Below are 15,330 nucleotides of genomic sequence, written 5' to 3' on the forward strand. Positions count from 1 at the left end.
CTGCCCCGTTGCTGCGCATGTCGCGGACGGTGCAGACTCCCGGTGACCCACCGGCGCCGCACCGGTCGCTGTATGCAACCGGGCGGGCACGGGACGACACACGAGGAGGCCACCGTGGCGGATCTGCTGAGCGGTGCGCGAGCCCCGCGGGCCCGGCTGCGCGAACTGCTCGCCGGCCCGGGACCCCTGATGGCGCCGGGCGCCTACGACGCGCTGACCGCCCGGCTGGTCGAGCAGGCCGGCTTCGACGCCGTCTACATGACCGGGTTCGGGACGACCGCGGGGCTGCTCGGCCGGCCCGACGTCGGGTTGCTGTCGGGCGCGGAGATGGTCGACAACGCGCGCCGGATCGCCGCCGCCGTCGACCTCCCGGTGATCGCCGACGCCGACACCGGTTACGGCAACGCGATCAACGTCGTCCGCACGGTGCAGCTCCACGAGCAGGCCGGGGTGGCCGGCATCCAGCTCGAGGACCAGGTGATGCCCAAGAAGTGCGGGCACATGAGCGGCAAGGCGCTGATCGGTACCGGGGAGATGGCCGGCAAGATCCGCGCCGCCGCGGCCGCCCGGCGCGACCCGGACCTGGTGCTGATCGCGCGCACCGACGCCGTCGCCGTCACCGGGGTCGACGACGCGCTGGCCCGCGCCCGCGCCTACGCCGAGGCCGGCGCCGACCTGCTCTTCGTCGAGGCGCCGACCAGCGAGGCCGACGTCGAGCGGATCGCCGGCGAGCTGGCCGGGGTGGCCCCGCTGGTCTTCAACTGGGCCGAGGGCGGGCGCACGCCGCCGCTGTCGCTGGCGCGCATGGCCGAGCTCGGCTTCGCCCTGGTGATCTACCCGATCGGCACGCTGCTGGCCGCCACCGCCGGCGTCCGCTCGCTGCTGGCGTCGCTGCGGCAGCAGGGCGTCCCGCCGCTCGACGGGCTGCCCACCTTCGGCGAGTTCACCGACCTCGTCGGCCTCCCCGAGGTGCAGGACCTCGAGCAGCGCTTCGCCGGCTGAGGAGTCCCCGGAGACCCCTCATCGGCAGCCGCGGGCGCCCGCCCGGCAACGTCTCGGCCCTCCCGTCACACCCGCCCCAGACGCTCCACGCGGATGACCGGACCGGTCCGTCCGGACCGGTAGACAGGAGGCCATGAGCACCACGGACACCCGCCCGCATCCGCACGACGGGGTCCGGGCTGCCGTGGCGATCTCGGCCACCAGCACGCCAGTGCTCTCCTACGCCCTCGCGCACAACCGCGTCCCGGTCGTGTCGCGGCTGGCGTTCACCAACCACGGCGCGGCGGTCCGCGGCGCGACCGTGCGCCTGGGCGTCCAGGACGCCGAGGGCCCCATCGGCAGCCCGGTCGAGCTGCTGGTCGACCTCGACGCCGGCACCACCACCGTGCTCAGCGACGTCGGCCTGGTCATGGACCCGGCCGCGATGCTGCAGATCGAGGAGCAGCGGCCCGGCTCGATCGAGATCGACGTCGCCGTCGACGGCGTGGACGTCGCCGGCACCGCCGTCCCGGTGCAGGTGCTCGCCGCCAGCCAGTGGCTGGCCACCCCGGTGCCGCTGGCGCTGGAGATGCTCGCCGCGCACGTGCTGCCCAACCACCCCGCGGTGACCGCGCTGCTGGCCGAGGCCGCCGCGGTGCTCGAGGCGCGTACCGACGACCCGTCGGTGCAGGGCTACCAGGCCGGGCCCGAGCGGGTCGACGAGATCGTCGCCGCCATCGCCGCGGCCGTGCGCGCCCGCGGCATCCGCTACAGCGAGCCCCCGGCCAGCTGGGCCGACATCGGCCAGAAGGTGCGCACCCCGGGCGACGTCCTCGACGGCCGGGTCGGCACCTGCCTGGACACCGTCGTCGTGCTCGCCGCCGCGCTCGAGGCCGCCGGCGTCCGGCCGCTGCTGTGGGTGGCCGACGGGCACGCCTTCCTCGGCTACTGGCGGGAGGAGCGCAGCGCGGAGAGCGCGGCCACCACCGACGTCGCGCCGCTGGTCAACCTGGTCGACCTCGGCCTGGTGCGGCTGGTGGAGACGACGCTGCTCACCAGCCGCAGCGCCGAGGACCCCGACCCCGAGCGGCTGCACCGCGCCGCCTACGACGCCTGGCTGCCCGGTGCGCTGGACCGCGTCGTCGGCGTCACCGACGTCCACCGCGCCCGCCGCGACGGCATCCTGCCGCTGCCCGCCCGCACCCGTGGCCCGGACGGCACGGTGCAGGTCATCGAGTACCGCGCCGCCGAGCACGACCCCGCCGCCCGCCCGGCCGGCCGGCACGCCGCGCCGGTCGCCGGCGGCCGCCCGGGCGTGCCGCCGCGGGTGCAGCAGTGGAAGAACAGCCTGCTCGACCTCAGCCTGCGCAACCGGCTGATCAACTACACCGAGGGCGCCGGCCTGCCGCTGGTCGTCCCCGACGCCTACCTCGCGGGCCTGGCCGACCTGCTCACCGGCGACGACGCCGTCACGCTGCTGCCGGGCGACCGGCTGGCCGCCGTGCACGTCGAGCGCGGCGTGCGCTCGGCCCGCGAGCTGCCGGTCGGCCTGCTCGGCGAGGCGCTGGTCGAGCGCCGGTCGGTGCACGCCGACGTCACCGAGGGCGGCTACCTGCCCCGGCTGCGCGGGCTGGCGCACCGGGCGCGGACCGTCCGCGAGGAGACCGGCGCCAACAACCTCTACGTCGCGATCGGCAGCCTGGCGTGGGAGCTCGACGGCCGGTCGCTGCGCTCGCCGCTGCTGCTGCTGCCGGTGGTCCTCTCCCCCGCCGGCCGCACCGGCGCCTACCGGCTCACCGCCGACGAGTCCTCCGCCGCCAGCCCCAACTGGTGCCTGCTGGAGAAGCTGCGCCAGGTGCACGGCCTGACCGTCCCGGGGCTGGACGGCGAGGGCGTCGACGTCGACACCGCGCTGACCGCCGTCCGCCAGGCGCTGGCCGACGCCGGGCTGCCGTTCCGCGTCGAGGCCACCGCCGACCTCGCCGTCCTGCAGTTCGCCAAGTACCGGCTCTGGCGCGACCTCGACGAGCACTGGGCCGAGCTCACCGCCAACCCGCTGGTGCACCACCTCGTGCACGCCCCGACCGAGGCGTTCGCCGACCCGGTGCCGGCCGCGGCCGCCGACGTCGACCTCGACGAGCTGGCCGCCCGCTGCCCCGTCCCCGCCGACGCCTCGCAGCTGCGCGCGGTGGCCGAGGGCGTCGCCGGGCGCACGTTCGTGCTCGAGGGCCCGCCCGGCACCGGCAAGTCGCAGACCATCACCAACCTGCTCACCCGCGCGGTCGCCGACGGCAAGCGGGTGCTGTTCGTGGCCGAGAAGCGGGCCGCGCTCGACGTCGTCGCCCGGCGGCTCGAGGCGGTCGGCATGGGCCCGTTCGCCCTCGACCTGCACGACCGGGGCGCCCGCGCCGCGGAGGTCCGCGCCCGGGTGCGCGCGGCGCTGGACCACGCGGTCGCCGTCGACGAGCAGGGCCTGGCCGCCGACGGCGACGACCTGCGCGCCGCCCGCCGCACGCTGGCCCGCTACGCCGACCGGCTGCACGCGCCGAACGCCGCCGGGCTGTCCTACTACTCCGCGCGGACCGCGCAGCTCGCGCTCGGCGGCGACGTCCCGCAGCTGCCCGTGCCGCAGACCTTCGCCGCCGCCGCGCCCGCCGCGACGCTGGCCGAGGTGCGCCGCGCGCTGGCGCTGCTGCCCGACGTCGCCGACCTGGTCCGCCCCTCGCCGCGGCACCCGTGGGCGTTCGTCGACACCGCGCGGATCGACCTGCGCGCCGCCCAGGCCGCCGCCGCCGAGGTCGACGCCGCCATGCGCGCGCTGCCCGCCGAGGAGCACCTGGCGCGGGCGCTGCGCGAGGTGCGCACCCCGGGCGACCTCGACGACCTCGCCCACCTGCTGTCCGGTCCCGCGGTGGGCCTCGACGTCCTCGACGAGGTGCCCACCGAGCGCTGGACGACCGCGACGGCGACGGTGCTCGGCGAGGTCGCCGCCTTCACCTCCGCCGTCCACCCCGGGCTGGAGCTCGCGACCCCCGAGGCGCTGGCGCTGCCGCTGGCCGACCTCTACGTCGCCGCCCAGACCGCGCAGGCCGCCCGCTGGTGGGCCCGCCGGCAGGGGCTGCGCGCGGTGCGGGCGCAGTTGGCGCCGGTGCTGCGCCCGGGCGTGACGGTGAAGCTGCGCGACGTCGCCGAGCTCACCGCCTCGCTGTGGCGGCTGCAGACCGCCGCCGCCGGCATCGCCGCCCGCGCCTCGGTGATCCCCGGGCTGTCGGTGCCGGCCGGCTGGAACCCGCTGCTGGACCCGACGCTGCTCGACGGGCAGGTCGCCTGGCTGCGCCGCGCCGGCGCGGTCGTCGACAGCGCCCGCGAGTTCGCCGTCGCGCTGCGCCGCCACGTCGTCGCCGGTCCCGGGCCGGACGCCGCCGCGGCCACCGCCGTCCTCCGGCTGCGCGACGGGCTCGACGCGCTGCTGCGGGTCTGCTCCAGCACCCCCGCCGCGCTGGCCGCCTGGTGCGGCGACGACGGCGTGGTGCTGCGCTGGGCGATGACCCGCCCGGAGCGCGGCGTCGAGCACAGCGGGCTGATCTCACTGCGCCGCTGGGCGGAGTTCCTCGACACCCTCGAGCCGCTGCGCGCCGCCGGGCTGACCGAGGCCCGCGCCGCCCTGGTGTCCGGCCGGCTGCCCGCCGAGGACGCCCCGCGCGCGTTCGAGCACGGCCTGGCCGCCGCGTCGACGGCCGAGCGCCGCGCCGCCACCGGGCTGGACGGGTTCGACGAGGCCGCGCACGGGAAGGCGATCACCCGGTTCACCGCCGCCTCCCGGGCGGTGCGCCGGCACCTGACCGCCGCGCTGCCGGCCGAGGTGCTCGCCGGCCGGGACCTCGGTGACGCGGACGACCGGCTCGGCGCGCTGCAGCGCGAGCTCGGCCGCTCCCGCCGCGGCCCGGGCGTGCGCGCGCTGCTGGCCGAGTACGGCGACCTGGTCACCGCGGTCATGCCGTGCGTGCTGGTCAGCCCCGACTCGGTGGCGCGGTTCTTCCCCGCGAAGGCCGGGCTGTTCGACCTGGTGGTCTTCGACGAGGCCTCGCAGATCCGCGTCGCCGACGCCGTCGGCGCGCTGGGCCGGGCGAGGGCGGCCGTGGTCGTCGGCGACAGCGAGCAGATGCCGCCGACGTCGTTCGCCGAGCCGGTGTCCGTCCTCGACGACGAGCTCGCCGAGCTGCTCGGCACCGCCGTCGAGGACGAGGAGTCGATCCTCTCCGAGTGCGTGCAGGCGCGGGTGCCGCGGCACTGGCTGTCATGGCACTACCGCAGCCAGGACGAGTCGCTGATCGCGTTCAGCAACGCGCACTACTACGAGAACCGGCTGTCGTCGTTCCCGGCGCCCACCCACGGGCGGCCCTCGGCCGACGTCGGCGGCCGCGGCATCTCGCTGGTCCGGGTGCAGGGCACCTTCCACCGCGCCGGCGCCGGCCGGCTGCTGCGGACCAACCCGATGGAGGCCAAGGCGGTCGTCGCCGAGGTCCGCCGCCGCTTCGACGCCTCGCCGGACGCGGTGCCGTCGATCGGCGTGGTCACCTTCAACGCCCAGCAGCGGGCCTACATCGAGTCGCTGCTGCGGGACGCCGGCGACGAGCGGCTGGCCGAGGCGCTGGACCGCACCGACGGCGAGGGCCTGTTCGTCAAGAACCTGGAGAACGTGCAGGGCGACGAGCGCGACGTCGTGCTGTTCTCCACCGGCTTCAGCCCCGACGACCGCGGCGTGCTGCCGCTGAACTTCGGCCCGCTCAACCGGGTGGGCGGCGAGCGCCGGCTCAACGTGGCGATCACCCGCGCCCGGCGGCAGGTCGTCGTCTTCTCCTCCTTCGACCCGTCGGCGCTGCGCGCGGAGCAGACGTCGTCGCTGGGCATCAAGCACCTGCGCGCCTACCTCGACCTGGCCGCGCTCGGCACCGACGCGCTGCCCCGCGAGGCCCGGCGGCCGTCGGTGCCCGACCGGCACCGCGAGGAGATCGCCGCGGCGCTGCGCGGGCGGGGGCTGGCGGTGCGCACCGACGTCGGGCTGTCGGAGTTCCGGGTCGACCTGTCCGTGGCCCGGCCCTCCTCCCCGGAGAGCCCGGTCGTGGCGGTGCTGCTCGACGGCCCCGAGTGGGCGCGCCGCCGCACCGTCGGCGACCGCGACGGCCTGCCGGTCGAGGTGCTGTCCGGCATGCTCGGCTGGCCCGCGGTCGAGCGGGTGTGGCTGCCCTCGTGGCTGCGCGAGCGCGACGCCGTCCTCGACCGCCTGGCCGCCGCGGTGGCCACGGTCCCCGAGCCGGCGCCCGCTCCCCCGGCCGCCGCGCTCACCGTGGTGGACGACGTCCCCGCCCCCGTGGTCGAGCTCCCCGTCGCCGCGCCGGAGCCCGGGCCCGCCGCCGGGCCGGAGCCCGACCCCGAGCCGCGCGGGCTGCCGACGCTGCGCTCGATGGTGTCCGCCGCCGTCACGGCGCTGCCGGTGCCGCGGCACGCGCCGGTCGAGGCCCCGGTGGTGACGACGCCGGTGACCCCGGTGCCGCTGACCGTCGTCCCCGACCCCGTCGAGGAGCCTCCGCAGGAGCTGCGCTTCCGCGCGTGGGCGCCGAAGCCCGCGGGCGACCGCAAGGTCCTCGACGGCCTGGCCGACCCGCGCAACGCCCGCCTGGTCAAGCGCGTCCTGACCGCCGGGGTCAGGGCCGAGGGGCCGGTGCACCGCGACCGCCTCGTCCGGCTGGCCGCCGGCGCGTTCGGGCTGAGCCGGGTGAGCGAGGCCCGCCGCGACGCGCTGCTGGCCCTGCTGCCCGCGGGCTCGCTCGACGGCGACGTCGTCTGGCCCGAGACGCTGGACCGGGAGACCTGGACCGCGTTCCGCCGCCAGACCGCCAGCGCCGCGCGCCCGCTCGAGCAGGTGCCGGTGCAGGAGGTCGGCAACGCGATGGTCGCGCTGTGCCGCGCGCCCGGCGGGCTGACCCAGGACGAGTTGTTCCTGCGCACCGCCGAGGTGTTCGGCTACCGCCGCCGCACGCCGTCGCTGGCGCCGCTGCTGGCCGGGGCGCTGGCCCGCGTCACCGCGGCCGGTCGCGTCACCGCCGGCGACGACGGCCGCCTCACCGCCTGAGGGCGGCAGAAATGGCCATTTCTGCCGCCGGAGCAGGATGGAGCACCGTGAGCACCGCCGGGACGACCGAGGCGACCGCGATCCGGGACTTCGCCGCCGACGTGCGCGACGCGGTCGGCCGGCTGGCCGGGGTCGCCGAGCGCACACCGCTGCAGCGCAACGAGCGGCTGTCCGCGCTCACCGGCGCCGACATCTGGCTCAAGCGGGAGGACCTGCAGGTCGGCCGGTCGTACAAGGTCCGCGGCGCCTACAACACGATCAGCCGGCTCGACGCCGCCGCCCGCGCCGCCGGGGTCGTCTGCGCGAGCGCCGGCAACCACGGCCAGGGCGTCGCGTACGCCTGCCGGGCACTCGGCGTGCGCGGCGCGGTCGTCGTCCCCGGCACGACGCCGCGGCAGAAGCGCGCCCGCATCCAGGCCCTCGGCGGGGACACCGTCGAGCTGGTCGTCACCGGCGACACCTACGACGACGCCGCGGCCGCCGCCGCGGCGCACGCCCGCGCGACCGGCGCCACGCTGGTCCCGGCGTTCGACGCCTGGCCGGTCGTCGTCGGGCAGGCGACCGTCGCGGTGGAGGTGCTCGACCAGCTCGGCGGCCGCGCGCCCGACGTCGTCGTCCTGCCGCTCGGCGGCGGCGGGCTGCTGGCCGGCTGCGGCACCTGGCTGGCGCAGGCCGCCCCCGGCACCCGGCTGGTCGGGGTGGAACCGGCGGGCGCGGCGAGCATGGCCGCGGCCCTGGCCGCCGGGCGGCCGGTCGAGCTGCCCGAGATCGACACCTTCGTCGACGGCGCCGCGGTCCGGCGGGCCGGCACCGTCACCCACCCGCTGGTGCGCGACTGCGGCGCCGAGCTGGTCGCCGTCCCCGAGGGGCAGGTCTGCACCGAGATGCTCGACCTCTACCAGGTCGACGGGATCATCGCCGAGCCCGCGGGCGCCCTGGCGTCGGCCGCGGTCACCGGCGGCACCGTGCGGGTCGAGCCGGGGCAGACGGTGGTCTGCGTGCTGTCCGGCGGCAACAACGACGTCAGCCGGTACGCCGAGGTCATCGAGCGCTCCCTGGTCCACCAGGGCCTCAAGCACTACTTCCTCGTCGAGTTCCCCCAGGAGCCCGGCGCGCTGCGCCGCTTCCTCGACGACGTCCTCGGCCCCGACGACGACATCGTGCTGTTCGAGTACGTCAAGCGGGACAACCGGGAGACCGGCGCCGCGCTCACCGGCATCGAGCTCGGCGCCGCCTCCACACTGCCCGGCCTGCTCGACCGGATCGCCGCCAGCCCGCTGCGCATCCAGCACCTGGCGCCGGACTCCCCGGCCTACCGCTACCTCGTCCGCGGCGGCGCCCCGGGCTAGAGCGGCGCCCCGGGCTGGACCCGGGCCAGCCCCACCACGGTGACGTCGTCGGCGCCCGCCGGGTCCAGCGCCGCGACGACGCCGTCCACGACGTCCTGCGGCTCCCCGGCCAGCCCCGCCACGGCCGCGCGCACCGCCTCCATGCCCTCGGGCAGCGGGCGGTCGCGCCGCTCGACCAGCCCGTCGCTGTAGAGCAGCAGCCGGTCGCCGGCGTCCAGCCGCAGCGCCACCTCGGGGTAGTCGGCGTCGTCGAGCAGGCCGAGCGCCGGCCCGCGCCCGTCGGTGACCAGCCGCGCGGCGCCGTCGCGGGCGTGCACGGCGGGCAGGTGCCCGGCGTTGGCCAGCGCCAGCTCCCCGCTGCGCGGGTCCAGCTGGACGACCTGCGCGGTCGCCATCTCCCCCGGCAGCAGCGCGGCGACCAGCCGGTTGAGCTCGGCCAGCGCCGCGGCCGGGCCCTCGTCGCGCAGCAGCGCGGCGCGCAGCGCGTGCCGCAGCTGGGCGGTGACCGACGCGGCGGTCAGGCCGTGCCCGGCGACGTCGCCGAGCACCACGGCCAGCCGGCCGCTGGGCAGCGGCACCAGGTCGTACCAGTCGCCGCCGACGACGTCGGCCTCGCTCGGCCGGTACCGCGCGCCGAGCGCGACGCCGGGCACCTTGGGCAGCTCCTCCAGCAGCAGGGTGCGCTGCAGCGCGGCCGAGAGCCGGTCGTCCTCGCCGGCGCGGGCGAGCACCGCCTCGCCGAGGTGGGTGGCCAGCGCGCGGGCGGCGGCCACCTCGTGCTCGTGCCAGGGGCGGGCGGTGCCGCGCACGGTCTCGGTCCAGCGGGCGAACGAGCGGCGCGGGGACAGCCGCCCGTCGGTGACCTTCGACGTGCCCGGGTCGCCGCCCCAGCTGACCTCGCGCGGGGTCTCGGGGCGGAACCAGGCGAGGAAGTCGCCGCGCCCGCCGCCGACCTCGACGGCGAGCACGCCGCTGGCGTCGTCGGCGAGGTCGTCGAAGCCGGGCAGCGCGAGGGTGAGCCGGTCGGTGGCCCCGCCGGCCCGCAGCACCGCGGGGACGACGGCGGCGACCCGGCCGTCCGGCGGGGTGCGCCCCAGCAGGTGCAGCCGCCCGTCGAGGCGGACCGCGGCGCCGGCGGCGGGCAGCAGGTCCAGCGCGGTGAGGTCGCCGTCGGCGAGCGCGGCCGCGGGGGTGCGCGGCGTGCGGCCGATCGCGGCCACCAGCTCGGCCTCCCGCTGCGCGACGGCGACCACCCGGTCGCGCTCGCCGGCCTCGACGGTGGTGTGCAGCAGCAGCGAGGCGGTGCGGCCGAGGAACTCCGCGGCGGTGCGGTCGGCGTAGGAGGGGCGGTGCGCGCCGCTGTAGCCGTGGCAGGAGATCAGGCCCCAGAGCCTGCCGCGGTCGATGAGCGACACCGACATCGACGCGGTGACGCCCATGTTGGCCAGGTACTCCAGGTGCACCGGCGAGACGCTGCGCAGCATCGCGCCGGACAGGTCCAGCGGCCGCCCCGTCCCCGGGACCAGGGGCGGGTCCAGCGGCACCGGCGTGTACGTGGCGTCGGGGATCAGCCGCATCCAGTTGGTGGCGTAGAGCGCGCGGGCCTGGGCGGGGATGTCACTGGCCGGGTAGTGCAGGCCGAGGAAGGGCTCGAGGTCCGCCCGCCGGTCCTCGGCGACCACCTCGCCGTTCCACTCGGCGTCGAAGCGGTAGACCATCACCCGGTCGAAGCGGGTCAGCGCCCGCACCTCGCGGGCCAGCACGGCGGTCAGCCCCTCCAGCGACGTCGGCGCGGACAGTCGCTGCAGCACCGTCGGCAGCCGCCGGTGCCAGGCCGCGCCGGCCTGCCCGGCGCCGGCGACCGGCTCCCACTCGGTGACCAGCAGGTCGCCGCTGCGGGACAGGACCAGGTCCAGCTCGCTGCCGGCCGGCGCCACCCGCAGCGGGCCGGCCTCGGCGAGGTCCGCGGCCAGCGCCGCCCGCAGCCGGTCGAGCTCGGCGGGGGTCAGCAGGTCGGCCAGCGTGCGGCCGGTGGGGTCGGTGCCGAGGACGTCGACGGCGTTGGCCGAGGCGACGACGACGGCGAGATCGGGCTCGGTGACGGCGAGCAGCGCGCCGTGCGGCTGGATCGCGCCGGGGACGGCGATCGGCTCCTCGGCGCAGCGGGCGAGCGCCTCGTCGTCGACCCGGCTGCGGAGCGGGTCGGGACCCGGGGACGGCGGGGTCGCGGCGGGGCTCTCGGTCGCGGTCATCGCGGCCGACCCTACGACCCGACCTCCCCGTCGGTCAGGCTCGCCGACTCCACGACCGGCACCAGGCGGGACAGGTCCAGCAGGTCGATGACCATGCGCACCGGCTGGTTGGCCCGCGGGCAGACGACCTGCAGCGCGGTCCCGGCCGCGGCGGCCTGCTTGGCGGCACGGACCAGCTGCCGGGCGCCGGAGGAGTCCATGAAGACGGTGGCGGTCAGGTCGATGACCAGGGACCGCGGGTGGGTGGCCAGTTCGTCGTCGACGTACGCGGCGAGGAGCGCCACCGTGGCGATGTCGAGTTCACCGCGTACCCTCAGCGCGGGCCGCCCGTTCACCGCCACGCGGTCGACGGCGAACAGCACGATCAGGCTCCCTCGGTACCCGGAACGGACCCGAGGAGCGTACGCGCCGTCACGGGAGGGGGCTCGGCATGGACATCGCGTTCACCGTCCGGCTGCCCGTCGACGTCGACAGCGTGCCCTTCGTCCGCGGCCTGTGCCGGCAGGCGCTCCAGCACCTGCGGATCGAGCAGGCCGTCGTCGAGGAGACGACGCTCGCGCTCACCGAGGCCTGCGCGAACGTCGTCCAGCACGCCGGGGACCACACCGAGTACCAGGTGTCGGTGGAGATCGACCGGGCGCTGTGCCGGATCACCGTGGTCGACGACGGCACCGGCTTCGACCCCGCGGAGGCGGCCACCCGGCCGGGCCTCGACGGCGAGCGCGGCGCGGGGCTCGCGCTCATGCAGGCGCTGGTCGACCGGCTGGACTTCCGCCTCGACCCCGAGGGCCGGCACTGCGTCAGCCTGGAGAAGCGGCTGACCAGCCGCCCGTCGCTGCGCCTGCTCGACCAGAACTGATCGAGGACCCCCTGCCCCCACCGCTCGCACGCTCGCGGCGGGCCCCTGCAGGGGGCCGAGGAGAGAAACGGACGAGCGACTACTGCGCGTCCAGGGGGTTGGCCCGGGCGCGGGCGGCGAAGCCGTTGGCCGAGAACCGGCCGGCCAGCGAGTCCGGCTTGCGTCGGGCCTGGTCCTCGAAGCAGGCGACGAACTCGCCGATGAGGCCCAGCCGCGGGTGCTCCGCGAGGACGGCGGCGCGCAGGTCGGCCGGCCAGGCGTCCGGGTCGCGGCCGGAGATGTCGAGGCCGGTGGCCAGCTCCAGCAGGTGCCCCTCGGGGTCGGCGGCGACGTCGACCTCCGGCGCCATGTGCGCGACGACGATCTCCGCGACCCGGCGCCGCCGCGCGGCCGGCCAGCCCGCGCCCGCGGCGAACACCCACCCGACCGCCCCGCCGGCCTCCTCGAACGGCACGGTCGCGCTGTCGAAGACCGGCACCAGGCCGATGTCGTGCACCATCGCCGCGACGAACAGCAGCTCCTCGTCGAACGCGATGCCGTGCCGGGCGGCGTGGTCGGCGGCCCACAGGTAGGAGCGCAGGCAGTGGTTGACCAGCGCCGGTGAGCTGAACTCCTGCACCACCTCCCGCGCGAGGCGGCAGGCGGCGGTGTCGGGCAGGGCGGGGAGGGAGGCGGTCACGGTCGGCGAGTGTGCCGCCGTCCGGACCGCCGCCGGGCCCTCCTCCCCCGCCCGCCGCGCACCCTGGCAGGTCCGTTGCGGAACCCGGCAGGGACGACGGCGTCAGGACGCCGTGAGTCCCCTGACCCGCTCGATGAGCCCGCCGGCGCAGGCGTCGATGAAGCCGTCGGGGTCCGGGCCGACGTTCTGCAGGACGAGGTGGTCGAAGCCGGCGTCGACGTAGGGCTGCGCCTGCTGCACGTGCACGTCGAGGTCGGGGCCGACGGAGAACTGCTGCCGGATGTCCTCGGCCTTCACCGTCTGGCTGGCGGCGTCGAAGTTGACCGGGTTGGGCAGCTCGCTCATGACCTTCCAGCCGGTGAGCGCCCAGCGGCTGGTCCTGAGCGCCTCCTCGACGGCGGACTCCTCGTCCTGCGCCCACGCCATCGGCACCTCGGCGTAGAGCGGGCCCTTGCCGCCGGCGTCGCGGAAGGCGGCGACGAGGTCCTCGCGGGGCTCGGTGGCGAACAACCCGTCGCCGTACTCCGCGGCCAGCTCCGAGGCGTTGTGCCCGCCGCTGGCCACCGCGATGACCGGGAGCTCGTCGGGCAGGTCGAACACCCGGGCGTCCTCGAGCTGCAGGTACTTCCCCTCGAAGGTCTGGTAGCCGCCCTGCCACAGCTGCCGGATGATCTGCAGCGCCTCGCGGAGCATCTCGTGCCGCACGTGCACCGCCGGCCAGCCGGTGCCGACGACGTGCTCGTTGAGCCGCTCCCCCGCGCCGATGCCGAGGGTGAACCGGCCCTCGGCGAGGATCTGCACCGTGGCCGCGGCCTGGGTGATGACCGCCGGGTGGTACCGGATGATCGGGCAGGTCACGCCGGTGACCAGGCCGATCCGCTCGGTCTTCGCGGCCATCGCGCCGAGCATCGACCAGGTGAAGCCGCTGTGCCCCTGGACGTCGAGCCACGGGTGGTAGTGGTCGCTCATCTCGACGAAGTCGAAGCCCGCCTCCTCGGCCCGCACCGTCTGGCGGACGATCTCCTCGGGCGGGAAGGCCTCGGTGGCGAGCTTCAGTCCGACCTGCATCGCGTGCGTCCTCACTGTCGGGTCCAGCGGTCGCACGAGGGCTGCCCGGGGCCCGCGGAACGGAAACGGCACGCCGGGGTCCCGGACCGCCGCTGCCGGCGGCCCGGGAGGCGCCTCCCCGCGGCTCAGGCCGGGACGAGGTCCACACGCAGCCCGAGCTGCTCGGCGAAGGTCTTCTGGTCGAAGTAGCCGACGACCCGCGTGACGCCGTCCTCGCCGACCTCGATGACGTCGATCCCCGGGAGGTCGCACCGGCGACCGGTGGGCTCCGGCAACCCCGGCATCGGCCCGCTCCAGGTGCCCTGCAGCCGCCACCGCGCGTAGACGCGGGAGCCGTCGGAGCCGATGTCCTCGATGACGAAGGTCAGGTCCGGCAGGGCTGTGACCAGAGCGGCGACGTACCCGGCGACGGCCACCTCCGGGAGAGGCTCCGGCAGGTTCGGGTCCACGTAGGTCCCGCCCTCGGCGAAGGCCGCAGCGACCGCGTCCCCGTCGTGGTCGTTCCAGCCCCGCAGGTACCGCTCGGCCATCTCGACGGGCGTGAGCGTGGTGGTCATCGTCGGCTCCCCTCGGTCGGTGAGGGGCGTCGAGAGTAGTGCCGACGCCGGCGGCGCCCAACCGGTTCCGGAGCGGGTAATGGGGTCGCGCTGCGCGAGCCGAGCGCGTTGACTGCCCCGGCCCGAACGGCAGAAATGGCCATTTCTGCCGCCCCCTGGAGACGGAAAGACCATGGAGAAGATCAGCGAGAGGCTGCTCAGCTGGGCGTCGATCCTCGAGGACGCGACCCGCGAGCAGGCCGAGCGCACCGCCTCGCTCCCGTTCATCCACCCGCACGTGGCGCTCATGCCCGACGCCCACCTGGGGCTCGGCGCGACCGTCGGCTCGGTCATCCCGACCGACGGCGCGATCATCCCGGCGGCGGTCGGCGTGGACATCGGCTGCGGGATGATGGCCGTGCGCACCCAGTTCACCGGCGACGACGTCCGCGGTCGCAACCTCGCGGTGCTGCACGAGCAGATCTCGCGGGCGATCCCGCTGTCGGCCGGCCGCGCCAACCGGAAGGTGCGCGACACGGCCGCGCCGCGGGTCGAGGAGCTCCGCGGCATGCCGGGCGCCGACCAGGCCGACGGCGTCGTGCGCGACTGGCCGCTGCAGCTGGGCTCGCTCGGCTCGGGCAACCACTTCATCGAGGTGTCCCTCGACGAGGCCGACCGGGTGTGGCTGTTCCTGCACTCGGGCTCGCGGGGCGTCGGCAACAAGCTGGCGTCCAAGCACATCCGGGTGGCGCAGGAGCGCACGCGGGCCCGCGGCGTCGCCGTCCCCGACCGCGACCTCGCCTACCTGGAGGAGGGCGAGCCGGAGTTCGACGCGTACGTCGAGGCCCTGCGCTGGGCGCAGCGGTTCGCCGCGCTCAACCGCGAGGAGATGATGGACCGCGTCGCCGACCAGGTGTCCCGCTTCATGACCGAGGAGGTCCGGCGGGAGCAGGTGGTGCAGTGCCACCACAACTACACCGAGCGGGAGTCGCACTACGGCCGCGAGGTGTGGCTGTCCCGCAAGGGCGCGATCGCCGCGCGCCCGGGCCAATGGGGGCTCATCCCGGGCTCGATGGGCGCCGCGTCCTACGTCGTCGTCGGGAGGGGCGACGCCGCGTCGCTGACCTCGGCGCCGCACGGTGCTGGGCGGGCGTTCTCCCGGTCGGCCGCGCGCAAGCGGTTCAGCCGGGCCGACCTCGACCGGCGGATGAGCGGCATCGCCTGGGGCCGCTCGGACGCCTTCCTCGACGAGCACCCCGAGGCGTACAAGTCCATCGACGTCGTCATGGCCGACGCCGCCGACCTGGTCGAGATCCGGCACACGCTGCGCCAGGTGGTGAACGTCAAGGGCGACTGAGTCCCCTGCCGCGTGCTCGTGCTCTGCCCCGCCGGTGTGGGCAGAGCTGCGCCGCGGGAGGGCGGTGGAGCGCGGCGCCCAGGTGCGCGACCTGGAGGAGTACACCCGGCTCTACG

General features: G+C 76.5%; 10 protein-coding genes. 5 read left to right on the top strand and 5 right to left on the bottom strand.

Annotated features, from left to right (window positions below; translation table 11 throughout):
- Positions 1 to 114: 114 nt before the first annotated feature.
- The 3 genes from ACI79L_RS18420 (at position 115) to ilvA (ending at position 8,463) form a co-directional block, all read left to right on the top strand.
- Entirely contained in the window at positions 115 to 1,002 is an 888-nt protein-coding gene (locus tag ACI79L_RS18420) for an isocitrate lyase/PEP mutase family protein (protein ID WP_456938165.1), read from the top strand.
- Positions 1,003 to 1,135: 133 nt separating this feature from the next.
- The gene (locus ACI79L_RS18425; protein WP_456938166.1) at positions 1,136 to 7,114 is read left to right on the top strand and encodes a DUF4011 domain-containing protein; all 5,979 of its coding nucleotides are present in this window, start codon (positions 1,136 to 1,138) and stop codon (positions 7,112 to 7,114) included.
- A gap of 47 nt (positions 7,115 to 7,161) precedes the next feature.
- Positions 7,162 to 8,463 carry a threonine ammonia-lyase IlvA gene (gene ilvA, locus ACI79L_RS18430; RefSeq protein WP_456938167.1) on the top strand — a complete coding sequence of 434 codons (1,302 nt, stop codon included), beginning with the start codon at positions 7,162 to 7,164 and terminating at the stop codon, positions 8,461 to 8,463.
- Here the strand turns inward: ilvA and ACI79L_RS18435 are convergent.
- A complete protein-coding gene (locus ACI79L_RS18435; RefSeq protein WP_456938168.1) occupies positions 8,460 to 10,715 on the bottom strand; it encodes a SpoIIE family protein phosphatase in 2,256 nt (751 codons plus the stop codon). The genes ilvA and ACI79L_RS18435 overlap by 4 nt on opposite strands.
- An 11-nt stretch (positions 10,716 to 10,726) precedes the next feature.
- A complete protein-coding gene (locus ACI79L_RS18440; RefSeq protein WP_456938169.1) occupies positions 10,727 to 11,077 on the bottom strand; it encodes an STAS domain-containing protein in 351 nt (116 codons plus the stop codon).
- 68 nt (positions 11,078 to 11,145) lie between these two features.
- Here ACI79L_RS18440 and ACI79L_RS18445 point away from each other — a divergent pair, with 68 nt between their 5' ends.
- Positions 11,146 to 11,574, top strand: coding sequence for an ATP-binding protein (locus ACI79L_RS18445; protein WP_456938170.1), 429 nt, complete (start codon positions 11,146 to 11,148; stop codon positions 11,572 to 11,574).
- Positions 11,575 to 11,653: 79 nt separating this feature from the next.
- On the opposite strand, the gene ACI79L_RS18450 is transcribed toward ACI79L_RS18445, so the two are convergent.
- The 3 genes from ACI79L_RS18450 to ACI79L_RS18460 all read right to left on the bottom strand — a co-directional run bounded on the left by ACI79L_RS18450 (position 11,654) and on the right by ACI79L_RS18460 (position 13,878).
- Positions 11,654 to 12,253: an HD domain-containing protein gene (locus ACI79L_RS18450; RefSeq protein ID WP_456938171.1), complete on the bottom strand. Its 600-nt coding sequence runs from the start codon at positions 12,251 to 12,253 to the stop codon at positions 11,654 to 11,656.
- Between the two features lie 102 nt (positions 12,254 to 12,355).
- Positions 12,356 to 13,321, bottom strand: a complete 966-nt coding sequence (locus ACI79L_RS18455; RefSeq protein WP_456938172.1) for a TIGR03557 family F420-dependent LLM class oxidoreductase — start codon at positions 13,319 to 13,321, stop codon at positions 12,356 to 12,358.
- A gap of 125 nt (positions 13,322 to 13,446) precedes the next feature.
- Complete coding sequence (locus ACI79L_RS18460; protein ID WP_456938173.1) at positions 13,447 to 13,878, bottom strand: ester cyclase; 432 nt, start codon at positions 13,876 to 13,878, stop codon at positions 13,447 to 13,449.
- 172 nt (positions 13,879 to 14,050) lie between these two features.
- Between ACI79L_RS18460 and ACI79L_RS18465 the strand changes: the two genes are divergently transcribed.
- A complete protein-coding gene (locus tag ACI79L_RS18465) occupies positions 14,051 to 15,214 on the top strand; it encodes an RtcB family protein (RefSeq protein WP_456938174.1) in 1,164 nt (387 codons plus the stop codon).
- Positions 15,215 to 15,330 lie beyond the last annotated feature (116 nt).

The organism is Geodermatophilus sp. SYSU D00684, assembly GCF_054050455.1.

Excerpts from the sequence above, each read along its gene's own strand:
- ACI79L_RS18435 (WP_456938168.1), bottom strand. The coding sequence starts at position 10,715 with ATGACCGCGACCGAGAGCCCCGCCGCGACCCCGCCGTCCCCGGGTCCC.
- ACI79L_RS18445 (WP_456938170.1), top strand. The coding sequence starts at position 11,146 with ATGGACATCGCGTTCACCGTCCGGCTGCCCGTCGACGTCGACAGCGTG.
- ACI79L_RS18465 (WP_456938174.1), top strand. The coding sequence starts at position 14,051 with ATGGAGAAGATCAGCGAGAGGCTGCTCAGCTGGGCGTCGATCCTCGAG.
- ACI79L_RS18455 (WP_456938172.1), bottom strand. The coding sequence starts at position 13,321 with ATGCAGGTCGGACTGAAGCTCGCCACCGAGGCCTTCCCGCCCGAGGAG.
- ACI79L_RS18460 (WP_456938173.1), bottom strand. The coding sequence starts at position 13,878 with ATGACCACCACGCTCACGCCCGTCGAGATGGCCGAGCGGTACCTGCGG.
- ACI79L_RS18425 (WP_456938166.1), top strand. The coding sequence starts at position 1,136 with ATGAGCACCACGGACACCCGCCCGCATCCGCACGACGGGGTCCGGGCT.